This is a genomic window from Microvirga arsenatis, assembly GCF_009910705.1.
Classification (GTDB): Bacteria; Pseudomonadota; Alphaproteobacteria; order Rhizobiales; family Beijerinckiaceae; genus Microvirga; species Microvirga arsenatis.
Map to the genome: position 1 here is coordinate 367,908 of NZ_JAAAXJ010000002.1, position 19,865 is coordinate 387,772.

Here is a 19,865-nt window from a genome sequence, read left to right on the forward strand (position 1 = left end):
GGGCTAGAGCGAAACAAGCCCCGCTTCGGCGGGGCTCCCTTCTTCGGGCATGCGCCGGGACCCGTGGCCAGGTCATGTCCGTGACGGTCGTGAGACCACCCAAAGCCAGGTGACAAGACCGACGTCCATTATTGTGCCCTCCCAGTCACACCCAGGGCTTTTCCGCCGATCCTGTCGGTACGTTGCCGACAGCAGCTTCACCGGTCGCATGCGCGCGGATAACAGGGGGCAAACATACAATGGGGCATGCCTGCACATGGCACGGGTACGAGTCGTCGAGATCCGCAATTTCCGATCCATCAAGGAACTCAGCTGGGTGCCTTCGGCGGGCATCAATTGCCTCGTCGGTCCCGGCGACAGCGGCAAGTCGACGATCCTTGACGCGTTAGACTTGTGCTTAGGCGCCCGGCGCAACGCCACCTTCACCGACGCAGACTTTCACAACCTGAATGTCGACGAGTCCATCACCATCCTGGTCACCGTCGGCGAGCTCGAAGACACGCAGAAGAATTTCGAGAGCTACGGGCTGTACCTCCGAGGGTTTAACAAGGACACGGGCGAGGTCGAGGACGAGCCTGGTGTCGACCTGGAGACTGTCCTGACAATCAAGCTTGAGGTCGAAAGTGATCTGGAGCCGTCCTGGTGCCTTGTGTCGGACCGCGCGACCGCCCAGGGGCAATCGCGCCTGTTGCAGTGGGCTGATCGCGTCAAGTTGGCACCAACGAGGATCGGAGCTGTCGCGCATCATAATCTGGGATGGCAGCGGGGCTCCGTTCTCAACCGTGTCTCGACCGAGCGCGCGGACGCGTCGTCGGCTTTGGCCAAGGCCGCACGGGATGCCCGCGCGGCCTTTGGCCAGGAGGCGGAAACGCAGCTTGGCGCCACCCTGGGGATCGTGGCCAATACGGCAAGAGAGCTCGGCATTCCGGTAGGCCCGTCCGTGAAGGCCATGCTTGACGCGCATTCCGTCTCGTTCGTCGGCGGCACGATTTCGCTGCACGACGATGGTGGCGTACCGCTCCGTGGTCTTGGCATCGGCTCGACGCGGCTGCTCATCGCGGGGCTGCAGCGCAAGGCAGCCGAACGGTCGACGATCATTCTGGTGGACGAGCTGGAGCATGGGCTTGAGCCGCATCGGATCATCCGGTTCGTCAACTCCCTGGGCTCGAAGGAGCGCGAGCCGCCCCTGCAGGTCTTCGCGACGAGCCACTCGCCCGTCGCTTTGAGCGAACTCTCCGTGGACCAGCTCAATGTCGTCCGTCGGTCGGACGTGCGGCACGAGATCCTGCGGTCCAGTGCGGAGGACGACATCCAAGGTACGGTTCGATCCTATCCGGGAGCGTTCCTCGCGACCTCGATCTATGTTTGCGAGGGGGCAAGCGAAGTGGGGTTGCTGCGAGGCCTCGACCAGCACCTGGTGGCGGCGCAAGGCCAAACGTCCCTTTTCGCGTCGGGTGCGTTCCTCGTGGACATCGGCGGAGCCCAGAAGATCTACCGTGGGGCGGAAGCCTTCCGCAAGTTGGGCTACCGCATCGCGGTCCTTCGGGATGACGATATCCAGCCCACGCCGGAAGCCGAGCAAGCGTTCACGGCCGCAGGCGGGCAGCTCTTTGTGTGGCAGGGCGGCCGCACGACGGAGGACGAGCTCTTCCTCAGCCTCTCCGACGAGGGGGTGCGGAAGCTGGTGGCGTTGGCTGTCGACCTGCATGGGGACGACACGGTCGACAGCCATATCCGTTCGGCGGACAGGCGCTTCACCCTGGCCTCGGTTGCAGGGATGATCAGCACCGACCTGAGGATCGCCCTCGGCAGAGCCGCGAAGGCCAAGAAATCGGCTTGGTTCAAATCCGTCACCGATATGGAGACCGTTGGGCGGGAGATCGTGGCGCCCGACCTGCCGCAGGCCGACGCAACCTTCGTCCAGACAATCGCATCATTGATCGGATGGGCTTCCCATGGCTGACGCGGACATCGATCTCCTCAGTGTCAGACTGGGCTCCGTCACCGCACCGGCTGGGTGCGGGAAGACGCAACTGATTGCGTCGACGCTGGCCCGGTGCGGGGACGACAAGCCGGTTTTGGTGCTCACACACACCAACGCTGGTGTGGCGGCGCTGCGGAGCAGGCTCGACCGTCTTGGCATCCCAGCCAAGCGGTACCGCCTGTCGACCATCGATGGCTGGTCGATGCGCCTGATATCAGCCTTTCCGGCCCGGAGCGACATCGACCCGGCTGTTCTGATGCTCCAGAACCCCAGGAACGATTATCCCGTGATCCGCAACGCCGCGCATGCATTGCTCGAAAGTGGCCATGTGAACGATGTACTTGCGGCCACTTATTCCCGCATCATCGTGGACGAATATCAGGACTGCTCCGTCCCGCAGCATTGCATCGTCGGGTATGCGTCAACGGTGCTGCCAACGTGCGTCTTGGGTGATCCCTTGCAATCGATCTTCGGGTTCAAAGGCGTACCCATGCCTGATTGGGACGAGCATGTCCGCGCGCACTTCCCTGAGGTCGGGGTTCTGTCCGAGCCGTGGCGCTGGATCCGCGCGGGCACGGAACACTTTGGGCGTTGGCTGCTCGACGTCAGAGAAAAGCTCCTGAACCGAGAACGAATCGACCTGCGAAACGCGCCGGCGGAGGTGACCTGGGTGCACCTCGACGGGACAGACGATGAAAAGCTCCGTCTCGCGGCCGCCCGAACCAAGGGGTTGTCCGCGGAAGACAGGGTCCTCGTGATCGGCTACAGCACCAAACCCGCCGCTCAGCAGGACATCGCGCGGCGTACGCCCGGAGCCCAGGCCATTGAGGCCGTGGACCTAAAGGATCTCACCCAGTTCGCGGGCAGGCTGAACCTCCATCATGCCGACGCCCTCGACGTCGTGGCCACCTTCGCCCAGTCCGTCATGTCGAACGTCGGCGCAGCCGACTACATCCGTCGGGTGGACTCCCTACGACGGGGAACGGCGCGTCTCGCGGCGAGCGCGGCGGAGCAGGCCGGCTTGAACTTCGTCGCCGCACCCTCGTACAGCGGTGTGGCCGACGTGCTGGTGGAGATCGGCAAGACCCCAGGCGTGATCACCTACCGGTCCAGCATGATGCGGGCGTGCCTCAAGGCCCTTCAAATGTGCCATGCCTCCGGCGGATCACTTTCGTTCCACGACGCTGCCGTCCATGTCCGGGAGCAGAGCCGGCTCCTGGGTCGTGCGCTTCCGCGGCGTGCCGTTGGCAGCAATCTGCTACTCAAGGGGCTGGAGGGCGAGGTCGCCGTGATCCTGGATGCGGATGAGCTCGATGCCCGCCACCTCTATGTGTCAATGACTCGGGGTTCTACATCCCTTGTCATCTGTTCCCGGAGCCAAGTCCTCAACCCACATGTGAACTAACCTTGCCTCACACACTGCTCCCTCTGGCAGGAGGCTGGATCGTGAGCAGAACCTGGGCTGGCCCGGCACGTGGCGCAATCGCATGGATGATCCCGCGTTGGGATCGGCAGGTCCAATGGCGCAGTGGTGTGCCCTCAGGGACCGTTGGCAAGCCGAAGGAGGGTGCTAAGGTCACAGCCGAAGTCGTCGAACTCCTCGTCGAGCAATCCCTCAATGGATTGGCCTGTGTCAACGCCACCGTGCGGCTGGCGGGTGTCGGCAATCGCGCTCCTGTGGCACGACTCCGGCAGGCTAACCGGCATGCGCGCCCTCATGGCCGTCGCTGTCGACCGTGGGCTGCGGCGGGTGGCGGCGACGCTGCCTGAGGGCATGAGGGGCTGCGTCGGGGTCTCGACCGGGCGAGCCACGCGGGAGCCTGCACCCCTGCGGCGTGGTCGGGAGACCTCCGGGGTGACAGCCAGGGCACGGATGGTGTTTGCGGCGTATGGCATGGGTGATCGTCCTTGTGGTTGGACCTTTGCGACCTTGAAGGTCAGGGACGCCGCAGCGACGGCCTGGCGTTGGCGAGAGTGAACGGAGGAGTGCGCCGATGGAGTTCGCGCATGATGGCGGTTCGGCGGGCGGGGCGGCTGGAACGGGCCGTTTGCCTTGGAGCCGTTCCAGCCGGCAGGAAGGTGGGACCGCGATCCGTGTCAGGGCGGCGGGATGCTCCCCTTGCGGCGGGAACGGTTTGGTGGGTGTCCGACAGCAACTCGAACATGTCCGCGAGCGCTGACAGTTTCTCGCCAAGACGGCGGTCCTCTAGGCCTGGGCCGGGATCCAGCATGTCGGCAAGTCCTGCCCTGTCGAGGCAATCGGCGAACGGATCGGCGGCGGCGGCTTCCAAGGCGGCGGCCAGCAGAAGCCCATGGCGCAGGATGGAGGGCGCCGGCGATCCCCCCATAAGCGCTGCGGTGTCGGCCCGGCGCAGGAGGGGCATCGCGAGGGGAAGAAGGCGGGTCGTCTGCTGCCGCGTCGACGCTGTGCGTTCATCGTGAACGTTTCCGATAGTGTCCGCAACGTTGTGGTAGCCACAGGCAAGAAGCCAATGCGGCACGTCGCGGTCCGACGGGGAAGCGTTCCTGAGCCTGTGGACAGCCTTCTTCATCGCGGCGGTCCCCATGAATGTCGCGCCACATGGCAGCACGGGCAGATGGCGGCAAGAAGCCAGCAGCGGCGAGCGTATGAGATGCAGCGGAGCGGCCAGGATTAGATCGCCGTCCTCCTCCACCTGGTCGAGCAGCCGTCGCAGATCAGCGAGCGGGCGGCTTCCTGCATCGATCCGCACGACCGGGACGGATGATGCTGTCGAGGGAGCACTCAGTGCGATGGCACCGGGGTGCGTGAACTGGACCAGCGTCGCCGGCCTGTCGACGGTGGCAAGGCCACGGGCGGTCAGCAGCGCCGCATGGGATGCGGATGTATCGTCCGCGAAGAACGCAACGATCATGGTACCTCTCCAGCCCCCTGGTGCGCTGGTCCGCCCTCTTTTGTCGGGTCGATGTCCTAGTGCGTCTGGTACGGGCACGCCCTTTTCGAGCATGTAAGAATTATATCATTGATATACCTCTAGAAACTAGAGGGTCAGGCGAACAACATCGCTGCTTGGTTACCAAGAGGTTGCCGACGGGTCCGAGCACCACGGGTTTGCCGGCGCCGAAGCGCTGCGAGGCCCCGGGCCAGTGGGACAGGCATCACGGGTGTTGCGGCAACGGCCGGAACGGCAACAAGCATCGGGGAAGGACGATCCGACGATTGCCAGCGGTCGAGAAACTCGCCCAGGTGCGGGCGTTCCGCCCTCCCCGCCTCCAGGCAGCTGACGAGACTTTCCATGCTGGCGTTGTGCCCGGCCGCATCGATCCGCCCGGTGAGGAATGCCCAGCGAACGTACAGGGCATACAAGTTCAGGACATCGCCCTCGCAATAGGCCCTGACTTGCTCGATGTCGCCCCGCTCGACCATGGCCTCGACCTCGGAGCCGTGACCGCCGATCTTGCCGGGCAGGCCCATCGCGCGGGCCGCCTCGTCCAGGCCCATCCGTGCGCTCGCCCCATAGTCGGAGAGCACCTCCATGAGGTCGCAATGCCAGTCCGGCGCAAAACGCTGGGCGTAGTTGTTCCACCTGTTGCCGCGTTGGCTCCAGGCGTCGGCGGTGATGCCATGGATCAGGGAGCGCAGTTGCAGGACCGCGATGTCGAAGGCCCGCCCGTTCCAGGTCACCATGCGCATGTTCCGTTGCGCGAAGTGGCGCCAGAACGCGGTGAGGATGCGCCGCTCGTTCCAGTCGGGGCGTCCACCCGAGCGGCAGCACTCGACGACGTAGCGCTCCTGCTCCGTGCCTTCGTCGCGCTCGATCCTTGCCTCCACCACCGAGATCGCGACGATGCGGTGCCAGATCGGTTTTGGGAACTTGTCGGCGGGCCAGTCCGCAGGAATGAGATCGCGGTCCGGAACGGTTTCGATGTCGAGGCAGATCAGGCGGTCGTGCTGCATCGTGGACTCCATGGTGAACGACAGCGGTGTCAGGGGTGACGAAGTGGCCGTTGAAGGAAAGGCGACCGGGCAGGTGCAGGTGGGGCGAGCGGCTCAGACCTCGACGATGAGCCCCGGGCTGGGAGCGTCGGTGTGCCCGGTGCCACCGGGATTGCTCACGACACGGGTTTTCCCGACCCGGTAGTCGACGGCTCCCGCCACGTGTCCGTGGACCCACAGGGCGGGAGCGCCCCAGCTCTGCATGATCGGCTCTAGATCGGACGCATGGGCTGTGGGCAGCCAGCGCTCGGTGGAGCACCAGCCGATCCAGTCGTCAGGCAGGGAGCGTCGGGATGGGGCGTGATGGGTCAGCACGACGGCCCGGTCGCCCGGTCGCACGCCGGTGATCATCGACTCCGGGGACGGGCGAATGCCGTGCTCCTGGCAGACGATGCTGCCGAGGACGTCTTCAATGTAGGCACGTGACCGCGCGTGCGCGCCGGCGGCCACGTGCGGTGACCAAGACCGTTGTTGCGTCAGGATGATGCGCTGACAATCTGGCCACGAGCCGCGCGCAAAGCCACGTGCAACGGTGGCCCGGTCGGCGCCATTGAGGCCCCAATCGGTCCACAGCGTTGCACCGACGACGTGCACGCCCCGCCCCTGCCTGTCGACGAGGCTGGCGGTTTCGTCCGAGAGCAGCGTGATGCCAGTGTTGCGCGCGAACTCGCGACCGCGGGCCAAGGTCTCGGCCATCGGGCGCCCGTTCCAGTACTCCTCGTTGCCTGGGACCATGAGGATGGGGTGATCGCGGCAACGGCTGCGCAAGGAGCGGTCGACCCACCGCAGCGCCTCCTCCAGATCCGAGGCCACGCCGCCCGCGATCAGGACTGCATCGCAGTCCGGCAGATGGTCCGGCAGCGTGAAGGGCGGGAGGCGTCCGTCATCAACGTGCAGGTCGGACATGATCCAGAACCGCATGCCGCAATCCGGCGCGGCCTTGGGACGCGCCGGTGCCGACCTGGCGGCCGCGCGCCCGCGGGAGGCGTCGTGGGTGGGCCGGCGCAGGGGAGCGGTCGGCGTGCCGGGAGTGGATTTCGGGAGCGGAGGAATGGTTCTTGGCTTCGGCGTGGTCCGAGGTGCGTCAGTCATTCTCGCGAGGTCTCCGCCATTGGGCTTTGGGCCGCAGGAGTTCAGCCGGTCGGGATCAAGGGAGGGAAAGCGTCACTGCGGCCTTGCAAGGCTGGCGTGTTCTCGGACCCGCAGGACCGCGTCGACCATGCGCCGAAGCCTGCGCACGGAGCCACCCTGCCAGCGCGTGCGGAGGGCATCCCGTTCGATGCCGTCCAAGGGCGGAAAGTAGCGCGCATCCAGTCCCCGCTCGCGGGCGATGTCCTCGACCAGGGCGGGCAGAAGGGCGTCCAGGTGCTCGGGACCCGGCTCGGGAAAGAACAGGACGGCGCGGAAGCGGTCGAGCAGGGGACTAGGGAGACGCCAGACTTCGTTCGCGGTGCAGATCATGGACACCCAAGACAAGTCGAGGTCCGCCTGCAGGCAAGGGTCGGGAAAGCGGGCCGCCGTCTCCGGCTCCATCGCCTGCAGCATGGAGTCCCACAGCCGGCCGTAATCCGAGCGGGTCGGCGCCTTGTCGACCTCGTCCACAAGCAGCAGCGGATTCGCTTGCTGGAACCGGGCGATGGCCATGAAGGGGCGGCACGGCTCGGTCGAATACCACCGCCGTTCGGTGCCGCCGAACGAGCCGCCTCCGTCGTTGGATCCATCCACGCGGAAGACACCCATGCCCAAGGCCTCGCCGAGACGCCTCACGAAACGGCTTTTCCCCGACCCCGGCGCCCCTTCGACCAGAAGGTGTCCAAGATGCACATAAGGGCGGCCCACAAGCCACCGCAATGTTTGGTCGATGACAGCCTCAGCCTGCGGGAACTCACGGAGCAGGGTCCGGCGGACCGCCGGCAGGTCGGGGGTGGCGACCAGGGGCAACGCAGCGCCGATGACATGCTCGTAGCCGCGCCAAGCCTCCCTGCCCCGGCTGCTTCCTGTTTCGCCTGCGGACCGGCAGACAATCACATGGCCCTCTGGAGGCGGAGCGTCGGCCGGTGCCGCGTCCGGCTGGGACGCCGGTGTCTGCGTGCTCTTTTCCTGCTCTTTGCGGCGGGCGAGGGCCGCCTTGCGCTCCGCGACGCGGCGGCGTTCCTCCGCCACCGCAAGGCGCTCGACCGGTCCGAGGACGAGGCGGCCGGCCTTGAGGGCCACGGTCGCCAGTGTTTCGTAGGCATAGGCCTCCGGCACGCGTCCGACAGCCATGACTGACAACCCTGTGCCCAAGCAGGCGACGTCCTTCTTGAGCCCGTTGTAGGCCGCGCCGAGCGCTTGGCGCCATTGCTGGGCAGCATCCGTCCGGACGGCCGCACTCGCCGGGAAGGTGGCGCCCATCTCAGGATCGTCGACCTGGGCAAGAAGGTCATCGAACGGGTTCGGCGCCTCCTCCTGGTCTCCCTCGGATGCCAGGAGGAGGCTCAGCCGCGCAAGGGCCGTTCCGACCTCGTCGAGCCGCTCCGCGTCGCGCCAGACCGCCAAGGCGAGGCGCATGGCGATGTCCCGTTCACCCGCGGGGCCGAGGAGCATGAGCAAGGCGTCTGCCACCTCCCGCGCCGCGGGCCGGTCGGTGAGGGCGGCAACCTCATCGAGCATGGAGCAGGTGCCTGCCAGCGGGATGTCCGCCGGCAGGCGGAGCGTTCCAACGGCGGCGTCGAGGCAGCGCTGGACCGTCGCGCCAAGACCGGCGCCGAGCGCGCGGGCATCGACAATGAGCTGCTTCGCGGGCTCGCCGTGGATGCCGTCGGCGTCGAGAGCCGTCCGGAGGACCCGGGGAAACGCCCGAAGCACGATGGATCGTGCCAGCGCGGGCTTGATACGTGACATGGGGCAGCCTTGGTGTCGGGTAGACGGATCCGCAGTCCAACAGGGACGCGGATGGGCGAATTCGGTGCCTCTGATTGAGGCGGGCCCCAGCCTATGAGGCGACCTCCACGACGAGCGCCGGGTCGAATTTGCTGTTTTCGGTTCCGTATCCCTTTGGATTGCACACGACCCGCGTGCCGCCGATCCGGTAGTCGACGCTCGCATGCATATGGCCATGGACCCACAGGGTCGGCGCCGCCGCCTCGATGAGCGGCTCCAGATCGGATGCGTATGCCGGGTTCAGGGCGCTCTTGGCGAACTGTGGCGCCACCGACCGCCGGCTCGGAGCATGGTGCGTGATCACCACACGCGATACGAGGTCGTCCGCCACGCGCAGGTCGCCAAGCAGGACCTCCCTGAGATAGGCCCGCGAGGCCGCATGAAGGGCGGCGGCCTCCTCCGGTCGGAAGCGTCGCCACTGGGGCTTGGTCGCCCAGGCGATCCGTCGGTGGTCGTTCATGCCACGGCGCGCGGACTCCATCGCCAGCGGCCGCAGTACGGCACCGTCGAGGGCATAGTCCGTCCACAGGGTGCAACCCGTGATGCCCACCCGCCCGATCACGACGCTGTCGTTCTCCAGGAGGTGGATGCCGCGCTCGGCCGCCGCGGCCCGGCCTCTGGCCAGCTCCGCCGGCAGTTCGCTGCGGTAGAACTCATGGTTGCCCGCCACCATCAGCACGGGCATGTGCGGCCGTATCGTCTCGCCCGCCCAGGCGATGCTGTCCACGAGTCCTTCGCCGATGTCGCCGGCGATCACGGCCACGTCAGCCTGCGGGATGGTGGCAGGAGCCCATGCGGGCCCGACGTCCCGGTGAAGGTCGGACAAGATCCAAAGTCGCAAGCAATCCTCCCAGGGCTGGGGTTAGGGACATTGGCAGGTCGGCTAGGCCGGTGGCTGCGGCGGGTCCGTCAGCGGGCCGGGTGCGGGACGGCGGCTCCATTGCCGCCACCGGACAGACAGGTCGAGGCACGCCGCATGCCGCTCCGACTGGCGGGCCAGGCGCGACAGCGCGTGGGCCAGAATGAACGGCGAGGCCGCATCGCCTTGCAGCCCGTGCGCGAGAAGGCAGCTCATGACGAAGTCGGCGTAGCGGCTGTCGAGCGCGCCGCGGCGCAGCAGGAGATCGACCGCGGCTCCGATCACGAGCGCCGAGTTGGCCCGCGCATGCAGGCGCCGGCTGCCAACGGACGCGGGGCCGTTCAGGGCGAGCACCCGTTCCAGCACGCGCCGGCGCCCGGCCCCGATCTCCTCCGGGGCCAGGGTGCGCCAGAAAGCCAGGGCCTGCCGCTCCGTGGCCGTCACGTGCCGTTGCCGGCCGCCCCGTCGCGGCCGCCGACCGGCGCGGGCTCCACCGGGGGGCGAGACTTTGCGCGGCCGGGGGACGGCCGGCCTGATGTGCTGGGGGCGCTTGACGATGGGCGGCATGGTTGCTCCGTCGGCTGCCCGGGCCTGGTCCCGGGTTCGGTGTCTGATGGCTGGCGGGGTGATGGTCGGGATCGACTCAGTGCACCGAAGCGGCAGCGGACCCGTCCTGGGCCGGGGTCCCGAGCCTGTACAGGCGCGAAAGCGTGCGGGCGTAGGTGCGGCCGTCGGTGGCGTATACCTCCGAGGTCCGGACCAGCCGTCCGGAAGGAATGCTGGGATGGCCATAGGATCGGCCCTCCAGGATGCGGACGGGCCGGGTCGTCCGCACCCAATCATCGAGCACCGGCGCCGTGGCGAGTTCCTCCGGCGTGGGCGGGTTCCCGTCGCGGATCGCCTGGAGCGCGTCCGCAAGGTCGCGCAGCCGCTCCGGCTCGTCGCGCTCGTCCGCCGTGATCCGCGTCGGATCGCCCGCCCCCAGGATCTCGGCGAAGGCCGCAGGGTCGATGTCCGGCGCGGAGGGGGCCGCGGCGACGGCGCGCAGGGCGGCGGTGAGGAGCACGCCCGAGCGCAACAACCAGGGCCGGGGCTGTCCGGCCAGCAGCGAGGCCGCCTCGCCCCGGCTCAGCAGCGGCAGCGTGAGGGGCAGGACGCGGGCCGGCACGGGTCCGGCGTCGGCGGTGAGGAGCGCCTGCATGGTCTCGGTGAAGCCGGCCAGGGCGGGTCCGCCGCCGGAGCGCCCGCATCCCAGCAGCCACGGCACAGGGCGTGCGGCCTGCGGCCCCCCGTCCATGCCCTGCCGGGACCCAGGCTCCCGCGGACCCATGCCGGCCGCCAAGTCGTGGAGGGCCGAGGCGACGAGGTGCTCGTCCAGCGGGGCCGGGCCGACGGGAACGACCGGCAGCACTCGCGCGCGCGCCGGCCCGGCCCAGTCGGTGAGCTCGGCGAGTGGCATGTCGAGCACGACGGCCCGGCCGTCGCCCTCGGCGGCGGCAATGGCCCGGTCGACGGCTGGACGGTGTCCTGCCGCAGCGAGCGGATGCTCGACGACGCGGACGGCATCTGGCATCGTTTCCGGACTCGGGAGCGCCGCCTCGGCCGCTCCCGTGATCCGGACCAGGGTCACGGGTCGGTTTGCGGCGATGCCGAGGCCACAGGCAGCAAGCAAGGCCGCGTGGGTGCTGACGGAGCGCCCATCGACGGCGACAAAGGCGGGGATCATGGCGGAAAAACTCTCCCTCAAACAGGGCCGGCACCAAGGGCCGGACGTGGGGGCGACGTCCGGAGGAGATGGAACGGCAGGAGCGACGAAGAAATGGAACTATACCATTGGTATACGAATTTTTCAAGACAATCCTGCCCGGCCGCCTGCGCTCGAAGCGCTGATGGTTAACGGCTTCCCGGCCGACGAGCCTATTCCGGGGGAGCTGTGCCAGGCGGCCAGGACGATGCTCGGGCTTTCGCAGCGGCAGCTCGCGGAGGCGGCGGGCGTCTCGAAACTTTACATCAATGATTTTGAGAACGGCTTCCGCAGGATCGCAGCGAAGTCCGTCGCAAAGCTGCGCGCGGCGCTGGAGGCTGGCGGTGCCCGCTTCCTCAAGGGCGACGGCTGCACTGGCGTCGTCACGGAGATGGATCGGCCGGAGTTCGAGCGGCAGTCCCGCTCGCCGGAAAGACGGGAACGAGGCGCAGGATCGGACGCTGACGGAGCCGAGGCTGAAGGAGGGGGGCAGCAGGCGCCGCGTCCGCGGGGAAGGCCGCGCAAGGCGTCCTTGCCACCGGCCGCGTGAGCCTGGGCCTGCCAGCTCGGTGTCTCGCGCGCGAGGATGGACGGGACCGGGTGGCTTGGCATGCTTGCATGAACCGTCCCGATTGTGATTCGGCCCGGAGGCGTTAACCGAGATGGCCAGGCTTGACGCGGCGGCCTCGATTTGCCTCGCTTTTTGTTTATACCAATGGTATAATTGCCGGTCGCCGCGCCTCCGCCCAGGCTGACAGGGGCCCGGCTGCCGAACCCCGTGACGCGCCCGCCGGAGAAAGGAGCGTGGATTGAATCCTTGTGCACATCGTTCGATACAAGCTTTTGCGAAGGATATCCCTAAGCCGTTGCGGAGATTGGAAAATCAAGCTCCAGCCCTGAAGATCCGGCAAAGAATCAAGTATTCAATCCTTTCCCACCAAGGATAAGGCAAGGATTACAGCACTACTTCTTGCGTTTGCTTCTTGCCCGTGGACATGGCCAAAGTCGACAGGCAGCTTCATGAAGTAAGCCTCCAATAATCCTGTTGACTCACCTGGGCTCGCTCAGGCAAACCATGCGCCGCAACGGCGGGCGGTGGCCAGCACGCATGGGCGGCCCAGGCTTCCGCCGCTAGTTGCGACGCGAGGCTGCCGAAACCCAAGGAGGTCTGCCCATGTTTGCAAGCCCGCGGCCGTCCTGGCGGCCAAGTCTCCGCAAGGGCCGGCCACCGGCTCTGCCGGCGCGCCGTGTCCGCCCGGTTAACCAGTCATCAACCATGTCGGAGGAAAGATGTTGCTCCACGGCCGCGCTTAGGCTTAGCTGTGCGGATGCTGCGAAAACCGAAATCGACACCGCTCCCGCTGGGGCGCATCCGCCAGGCCTAACGGCCGGCCCATCGGTCGTCATGATCGTGGCGTCGGCTCGTCGAGCCGGCCACGGCGCCGCCTCCCCGCCAGGGCGCCTATCCCCTCTGCCTGCGTTCGATGGGCCGGGCGGCATCTTCGCAACAGCCCCACCCTTCCCCCACTGCGACCGGGCCCGGCATGGCCCCGTCCACCAGATGCCCTTGGCCTCCGTTCCCGGCCAGGGCGTCCAATCCGGGATCCGCCCCCGGACGATCCGCCCGGCCCCCAACGGCCGAGCCGCCTGTTCGGGCAAGGTCGTCCGCGGCCGGGTTTCCGGTGCGGGACCGGCAATGGCAACCGCCTGAGCCGAACCCAAAACAGAAAGCGCGCGGCCATCCGTGGCCACGCGCTTCTGAAACTGCAGGACCCCAAGGGTCGGGCCGGTGTGTTTTCCAGGCGCCCCGTACCGTCCCTGCCAAGGTCCACCGCAAGGAGCTCGACTTCCCAGCCCGATGACGGCTGTCGGGAGAAGGTCGGCCTGCGCCTTTGGGGGCGCAGCGTCTTTCTGACAGCTCCAGCGGCAAAGTGCAAGAGCGGGCGCCCCGAGCGCCCGTGCCATCCCGCGCAACCAAGCGCACCGCAAAGGAGCCGTACCATGGCAAAGTTTAAGAAGCCCTTGCCAACCAGGGAAGACGGGGCTGCCGGCCACCGCCGCAGATCCCGTCCCCCCGTGCGTCCGACGGACGGGCCCGTGGCAGACATCGGTTTGCCCCTGACCGGCGACGCTCCGGCGCCCCGGCTGACCGGCCGGAGCGCCGCGCCGGACTACTCAGCGGAAAAGGCCGCCCGCGAGCGGCTGGCCAGGGCCCTGGCCCATGCGTCCGGACACCCCGTTCCGGCCGTCGCGCAGCCTGAGGGCCAGCCCGGATCGTCCCTGCCCCACCGGTCGACGCTGGAACGGTGGGTCCGCCGCCTTCGCGAGAGCGAAGAAGGTCAGAACACCGAACTGGTCGCCCGGACGAGGAACCGCGCCCGGCGGCGTTTCTCGCCCGTGGTCGAGACCATTCTCACAGAGGCCGTGCTCTCCTACCGGGCGGCCCCCCGGGGAACCACCATCGACCAGGTCTGGCAGCAGGTCCGCCTCCAGGTCTGCGCCGCCTCGCGCAACTCGCGAAGGGAGCTGACGGTGCCGAGCCGGGAAACCGTGCGGCGCTACCTGAAGCGTGGACTCCAGTTCGCGGGCGATCCTTCGTCTGAGCAGCCCAAGACCCGACTGGTCCGCATTTCCGGCCACGGCCGGCCGTGCCTCATGCCCGCTGAACAAGGGCGGACGGTGTTGTCGGACGAGCCACCGGCGGATCCGGCGGCGACGGCAAAGGCGTGGCTTTTGATCCGACGGCTCACGGCCACCGGAATCCATGTTGGCGGGCGCCGGTACCAGGACCCGGGCTTGGCGGCGCTTCGGGCGGCAGGCGCCGATACGATCCTTGTGCGGGTCGATCCGTCCGATCCGTCCTGCATCGCGGTGCAGGAGCCATCGGGGCGGTGGATGCGGATCGCGGCGTGCCAAGGGTGCCGTGACAGGGGCAACGGGCCCAAAGGGTGAGCCGCACCGAAACCCGGCCGAAACGGCCCGGGGGCGGCTCAAGCCGCCCCGGATCGACAACCACCCATCCAACCCAAGGACAGACAAGGAGCCTGACCATGGCCACACATCCTGTGGCGACCGCCCCTGTGCAAGGCGGACGCGTGGAATTCCTGGACCTCAACTACACCGGGGCGGGGCTCGACCGCCTGCGCGCGGAGATCGGCGACGAACTCAGGGAAGTGGAGGTGATCTTCGACCCGACCGACCTCCGCTTCATCGTCGTGCGGCACCGCCCCACGGGCTATGTCGGGCGGTTGCGCTGCACCGACCAGATCTATGCCGCCATGACCACCGTCGCCGTGCAGAGCACGCTGGCGCGGCGCGCGAAGTTCAGGGCCCTCGCGCAGGAGCTCGGGCAGGGTGGCGGGAGGGCGGCGCCCGGGCCGGATCCAACTCCGGGACAGCCCGTCAAACCGGACGCTGGTCACCCCCTCTGATCTGGCGGCGACGTCTCCCATCCTCGCGGGCCCTCGGCCCCCGCCCTGTTCATCCGATGGATCATCCCATGCGCTTCAACCTGATCACCACCACGCGTCCGAAGCTGCACGCCAAGAAGCTGAAGAAGTTCGTCGCCGCGCTCGGCTACGACCTGCCGCTTTTCGCCTGCCTGGACCTCGTCGCCGAGATGCTCGGCTATCGCGACTATCGTGAGCTTCACGCATGCGTCGGCTCCGCTCCTCCTTCACTTGGCGATGCCTTTGTCGACGATGCCACCGCGGCAGCCCGCCGCCGCCGGCACATCGCCGTTCTCGTGGATGCCGGTCTCGATGCCGGGCATGCCGCGGCGGCGGTCGACGCCATCGGACCGACCGACTACGGCGAGCCGCCTCCCGCCGAAGATGCCGACGACGGCAAGATGTCCGCATTCGAGTGCGAATGGGGCCTGTGCGGAGCACAGAAGTCCGTCGTCGTCGAAATCCGAAAGGCGAGGCGCTCCCGCCCGGGCTGAGCACCGGTCGGCACCGACGCCGGAGGCGCTCCTCCCCTCAACCTCACCCTCTCCAGCGGCCGCGTCGCCCCGGTGGCGCGCGGCATCAAGGAACCCCGCGATGCGCATGACGCCCGCCCAATCCATTCTTGCGGCCCGCGCCGCCAACCGCGAGCAGACCCCGTTGACGCTGCCCGCATTCCCGAAGCCTGCCGCCGCGACGGCAGGCTCGGACCACACCGGAGACCTGGCGGCATACTTCCGCGCCAGGCTCGCCAGTCCGGTTCCCGAGCCGCTGACGCCCGATGACCCCGAACCGGTCGCGCGGGACTGGCCCGCCGCCGCAGGACCGGCCGAGCCGCTCTCGGGCGTCCGGATCACCCACCGCCATCCTGCCCTCGCCTTCGGCCTCGAAGCCGTCCCGGAGATGGCCATCGGACGCTCGCCCCGCAGCTCCCAGCGCGGCCGCCGGAGCCGGTTCCACAGCCTCAAGACGCGACGCACGCTGCGGGCGGCATCCAGCTCGGAGCATGACAATTTCCTGCACCACGAGCTTGATCCCTCGGTCCTGATGTTCGTCGAGCAGCCCATCCGTCTCCAGTACCTCGACCGGAGCGGCGCGGTGCGGTTCCACCGGCCGGACTGCCTCGTCCTGCGGCCCGACTGGGTGTTCGAGGAGGTCAAGCCGGAGGAGGACGCCGCGCGCGAGGAGAACGAGGCCCGCTGGCCCGAGATCGGCGCGGCGCTGAACAGCCTTGGCTACTCCTTCAGGGTCGTCACCGAGCGCCACCTGCACCGCAAGCCGCGCTGGCCCAACCTCACCCTGATCTGGCGGCACCGCCTCGCGCCGGTGCCGCAGACGGACCTGCGCGATGGGCTCGCCGCTGCCCTGCGCGACGCTGGCTGCCTGACCATCGCGGAGATCCTCACGCGCTTCCCGGCGCTGGAGGGCAAGCACGTCTACGCGCTCTGCCGCCGCGGCTTTCTGGCCGTCGACCTCGATGGCCCTCCGCTCGGTCCCGCCACCCCGGTGCGCCTGGGGCGCGGTCTGATGACTTGGCTCGGTTCGGTCGACGGGGAGGAATGACATGGCCCGCCACAGCTTTGCCGTCGGCGTCCACATTTACATCGGCCGGACGCGGTACCAGATGGTGGCGTCCTTCCCCAAGGAAGGCGTGGAGCACTGGGAGCTCAAGAACACCAAGAACGGCGTCAGAACGGACAAGCCGCGCACCGAGCTCGAACACCTCTATGACGAGGGGGACCTGCGCTTCGACGGGGACCGGGACGAGGACACCGAGGACAAGCGCCGGGAGCGCCGTCGCCGGCACGGCGTGCCGCTGAGCGACATGGACCCGGCGAAGCAGAAGCGCGTGGCCTTCCGCCGGGCCGTGATCCGCACGGTCGACGAACGCACCGCTCCGGGCACCAAGACGGCGAAGGTGATCGTGAACGGCGCGGCCACCGGAACCACGGTGCTGCAGGCGCTGCTGGACGAACTCGGCCGCACGCTTGGGCTGGAGCATCTCGGGAAGGAGCAAACCGTCAGCCAGGCCACCTACTACCGGTGGTGCGCGATTTACCGTGCCTACGACGAGCACCGCGACCTCGGCGGCGACCATGACCAGCGCGGCAACCGCAAGCAGCTGCATCCCTTGGTGGCGAGGATCATGAAGGAGGAGATGGCGGCCGAGATCGAGGCGGCGCGCCACCGGAACCAGCCGGGAGGGAAGGTCCATCCCGTGATGGCCTCCATCATGGGCAGGGTCCTGAAGCGGGTCAAGGCCGAGCGCCTCAGGCACCCGGGCGAGACGCTGCGCATGCCCGAGAAGACCACGTTCTACAATCACTGGAACGAGTTCGACGCCCGCCTGCGCGACATCGCCAAGTACGGTCTTGTGAGAGCGCGGCAGATGCACCGCTTCCCGCGGCCGAGCGTCGATCCGGAGCACGCCCTCGACCTTGTGCAATTCGATGAGACGCGGCTGCCGATCTTCGTGATCGACGAGATCCTGGGCATCCCGCTCGGACGCCCGTGGCTGGCCTGGCTGGTCGACGTGTACACGGGCGCGATCATCGGGGTCTACCTGGGGTTCGAGCCGCCGGGCGACCTGGTGATCGGCAGCACGCTCCGGCATGCCGCCTCGATGAAGAGCTATGTGGCGAAGGAGTACCCGGGCCTTCCCCCCTGGCGCTTCTCCGGCCTGCCGCGGCACATGACCTTCGACAACAGCCTTCAGGCCCACGGCAGGACCATCCAGACCATCGCCGGCAACCTCGACATTCCCTACGACTTCACCCCGGCCCGCATGCCCTGGACCAAGTCGGAGGTCGAGGGCGCCTTCCAGGTCGCCAACACGCAGTGGCTCCAGGAGATGAACGGCTTCGTGCTCGCCGCCAGGGACGAGATCGACGGCCAGGACTACGACCCCACGCGGAACGCCGTCATGGGCTTCCGGCACCTGTTCTACATCCTGCATTGCTGGCTGCTGGAGGTTTACCACCAGAAGCCGACGCCGGGAACGCGCCTCTCGCCCGACCAGCGCTGGAGCGCCGGCACGGCCCAGGTCGACCCTGAGTTCCCGGAAGACGGCACCGATCTCGACCTCATGTTCGGCATCGTCCGGGAGGGCCAGCTCCTCGACCACCGCGGCGTCGTCTACGAGAACATCCGCTATTACTCCGAGGGCCTCAGCCGCGTGCGCGACCGCAACGGCCACTCGCTGAAGGTGAGGGTCAAGGTGAACCCGCTCAACCTTGGCAAGATCCACGTCTGGGACCCGAAGGTGGAGATGTGGATCCCGGCGACGGCGCGGGAAATGGGGTACGGCGACTACGCGGAGGGCCTCGAACTCCACTGCCACAAGCTGTATCTGCGGCACGCCGACCGCCTGTCCGGCCGGAAGTCGCTGGAGGCGCTCATCGAGTCGCGCCTCCACCTGCAGGATCTGATCGCGCATGCCCTGCCCGACGCGCTGAGCATCCGGACGAACACCCTGATCGCGCGCGCGATGGGTGTCGGCTCGCAGCACATCATCGCCAATCTCGATGCGGGCGGAAATCTGCCGCGGCTGACGGGTCCCTTCGCCGGCCTGCCGCTCAATCCGCTCCTGCCCCCGCCGCAGCCCGTCGCCGTGCCGCCCGTCAAGCAGATCGGCGGCCCCGCGCCGGCAGCCGCGGCACCGGCCTCGGAGGCCCCGGGCGCGGCCCCCGTCCGGCCGCGGCGCGCCATCCCAACCTTCAAGACCAACCGCTCCATTGGCCGCGGCTGAGCCCGGCACCAACCGCACCCACGAAAGGTACCCCCCATGAATGCCGTTGTCCCTGTCCCGACCCCGTCCAATCCGTGGGCCGTCATGCAAAGCGTCTTCGTCGAGCACCCCCTGTTCGACGACATCATGGTCGAGGTCGAGGACGTTCTAAGCCTCCACGGCTCCGCCGCCGAGGTTCCGTGCGTGATGATCAGCGGCGTCACCGGCATCGGCAAGTCGACCCTGTTCGGGAAGCTGGTGGAAAGATACCCCGTGACGAAGGACGGACGCCGGACGGTGCTGGCCTCCGGGGAGGAGCTGACCGTCGACGACGTGCCGCTCCTGGCCCTGGAGATGCCGTCGCGGCCGCGGGTGATCCCGGTGGCGAAGGCGATGCTCAAGGCCCTCGGCGACCCGCTCTGGAACAAGGGCAAGCGGGAGGATCTGGAGGACCGTGTCGACCTGTACCTGAGGGCTTGCGGCACCAAGGGAGTGCTGATCGACGAGGCGCAGCGCGCCGTCGACCGCAACGGCGCGCTGACCGCGGCGGACCTGATCGACTGGATCAAGTCGCGCCATGGCAACACCGGCATCAGCTTCATCTTCCTCGGCCTGCCCCGGATGCGGCTGCTGGTCGAACAGGATGGGCAGTTCGACCGCCGCTGGGACAACGACATCCCGATGCCGCCCTACGAATGGGGCCGGGACATTCCGCCGAAGGACGTCCCGGACGAGGAGGCCGACGACGAGGAGCCGGAGAGCCGCCTTTTCTTCTACGGCCTGCTTGCTGCCTTCCAACGCGAGAGCCCCTTCCCTTTCGCGGGGGAGATCGACATTGGGGACTACACCACCGCGAAGCGCTTCTACTACGCCAGCCGCGGCGTGATCGGCCGGCTGAAGAAGCTGTTGGCCATGGCGATGCGCGTCATCATGCGCGAGAAGAAGGACAAGGAGATCACGTTCGCCGTGCTGGAGAAGGCGTTCGACCGCGCCTTCCGCAAGGACAAGGCGCTTGAGAGGCTCGTCAATCCCTTCGGCAAGGCGTGGAAGGGCGAACTCCCGCCGCCCCTGCCCCAGGACGATGTGCCCGTGCCAAGGGCTCGTCCCCAACCGCGGGGTGGACAGGCGCCGAAGCGGGGCGGGGGTGGACGCAAGTCCGAGCGCAATCTTGCCGTCATGGCCGCCCTGACGAAGAGGAGCTGAGTAC

Annotated in this window: 17 protein-coding genes; 9 read left to right on the top strand and 8 right to left on the bottom strand. The window is 68.0% G+C overall.

The genetic code is table 11. The features are described from left to right. The first annotated feature begins 49 nt into the window (after positions 1-49). Positions 50-1,963 carry an ATP-dependent nuclease gene (locus tag GR303_RS04995; protein WP_246205226.1) on the top strand — a complete coding sequence of 638 codons (1,914 nt, stop codon included), beginning with the start codon at positions 50-52 and terminating at the stop codon, positions 1,961-1,963. Continuing rightward, complete coding sequence (locus GR303_RS05000; protein WP_161721104.1) at positions 1,956-3,389, top strand: UvrD-helicase domain-containing protein; 1,434 nt, start codon at positions 1,956-1,958, stop codon at positions 3,387-3,389. Before GR303_RS04995 ends, GR303_RS05000 begins: the two co-directional genes overlap by 8 nt. A 134-nt stretch (positions 3,390-3,523) precedes the next feature. Here the strand turns inward: GR303_RS05000 and GR303_RS05005 are convergent, their stop codons facing one another. The 8 genes from GR303_RS05005 to GR303_RS05040 form a co-directional block, all read right to left on the bottom strand. After that, the gene (locus tag GR303_RS05005) at positions 3,524-3,880 is read right to left on the bottom strand and encodes a hypothetical protein (RefSeq protein ID WP_161721103.1); all 357 of its coding nucleotides are present in this window, start codon (positions 3,878-3,880) and stop codon (positions 3,524-3,526) included. A gap of 41 nt (positions 3,881-3,921) precedes the next feature. After that, complete coding sequence (locus tag GR303_RS05010) at positions 3,922-4,878, bottom strand: hypothetical protein (protein ID WP_161721102.1); 957 nt, start codon at positions 4,876-4,878, stop codon at positions 3,922-3,924. Between the two features lie 134 nt (positions 4,879-5,012). Next, positions 5,013-5,921: a 3'-5' exonuclease gene (locus GR303_RS05015; RefSeq protein WP_246205222.1), complete on the bottom strand. Its 909-nt coding sequence runs from the start codon at positions 5,919-5,921 to the stop codon at positions 5,013-5,015. Positions 5,922-6,014: 93 nt separating this feature from the next. Continuing rightward, positions 6,015-7,052: a metallophosphoesterase family protein gene (locus tag GR303_RS05020; protein WP_161721100.1), complete on the bottom strand. Its 1,038-nt coding sequence runs from the start codon at positions 7,050-7,052 to the stop codon at positions 6,015-6,017. 72 nt (positions 7,053-7,124) lie between these two features. Then, positions 7,125-8,843, bottom strand: a complete 1,719-nt coding sequence (locus GR303_RS24605) for an AAA family ATPase (protein WP_246205221.1) — start codon at positions 8,841-8,843, stop codon at positions 7,125-7,127. 91 nt (positions 8,844-8,934) lie between these two features. Continuing rightward, positions 8,935-9,723 (bottom strand): metallophosphoesterase, encoded by a 789-nt coding sequence (locus GR303_RS05030; RefSeq protein WP_161721099.1) that lies wholly within the window; start codon positions 9,721-9,723, stop codon positions 8,935-8,937. 42 nt (positions 9,724-9,765) lie between these two features. Continuing rightward, on the bottom strand, positions 9,766-10,185 hold the full coding sequence (locus GR303_RS05035) for a hypothetical protein (RefSeq protein ID WP_152584410.1): 420 nt from the start codon (positions 10,183-10,185) through the stop codon (positions 9,766-9,768). Between the two features lie 199 nt (positions 10,186-10,384). Further along, positions 10,385-11,467: a hypothetical protein gene (locus GR303_RS05040; protein ID WP_161721098.1), complete on the bottom strand. Its 1,083-nt coding sequence runs from the start codon at positions 11,465-11,467 to the stop codon at positions 10,385-10,387. Between GR303_RS05040 and GR303_RS05045 the strand changes: the two genes are divergently transcribed. The 7 genes from GR303_RS05045 (at position 11,466) to GR303_RS05075 (ending at position 19,861) form a co-directional block, all read left to right on the top strand. Further along, positions 11,466-12,035 carry a helix-turn-helix domain-containing protein gene (locus GR303_RS05045; protein ID WP_246205220.1) on the top strand — a complete coding sequence of 190 codons (570 nt, stop codon included), beginning with the start codon at positions 11,466-11,468 and terminating at the stop codon, positions 12,033-12,035. The genes GR303_RS05040 and GR303_RS05045 overlap by 2 nt on opposite strands. A 1,547-nt stretch (positions 12,036-13,582) precedes the next feature. After that, positions 13,583-14,437, top strand: a complete 855-nt coding sequence (locus GR303_RS25280; protein WP_161721097.1) for a Mu transposase C-terminal domain-containing protein — start codon at positions 13,583-13,585, stop codon at positions 14,435-14,437. Positions 14,438-14,535: 98 nt separating this feature from the next. Continuing rightward, a complete protein-coding gene (locus GR303_RS05055; protein WP_161721096.1) occupies positions 14,536-14,916 on the top strand; it encodes a hypothetical protein in 381 nt (126 codons plus the stop codon). 68 nt (positions 14,917-14,984) lie between these two features. After that, complete coding sequence (locus GR303_RS05060) at positions 14,985-15,428, top strand: hypothetical protein (protein WP_161721095.1); 444 nt, start codon at positions 14,985-14,987, stop codon at positions 15,426-15,428. A 100-nt stretch (positions 15,429-15,528) separates the two neighbouring features. Then, positions 15,529-16,494 (top strand): TnsA endonuclease N-terminal domain-containing protein, encoded by a 966-nt coding sequence (locus GR303_RS05065; RefSeq protein ID WP_161721094.1) that lies wholly within the window; start codon positions 15,529-15,531, stop codon positions 16,492-16,494. A 1-nt stretch (position 16,495) separates the two neighbouring features. Then, positions 16,496-18,679 (top strand): Mu transposase C-terminal domain-containing protein, encoded by a 2,184-nt coding sequence (locus GR303_RS05070; RefSeq protein ID WP_161721093.1) that lies wholly within the window; start codon positions 16,496-16,498, stop codon positions 18,677-18,679. 36 nt (positions 18,680-18,715) lie between these two features. Beyond that, positions 18,716-19,861: a TniB family NTP-binding protein gene (locus GR303_RS05075; RefSeq protein ID WP_161721092.1), complete on the top strand. Its 1,146-nt coding sequence runs from the start codon at positions 18,716-18,718 to the stop codon at positions 19,859-19,861. The last annotated feature ends 4 nt before the right edge of the window (positions 19,862-19,865 follow it).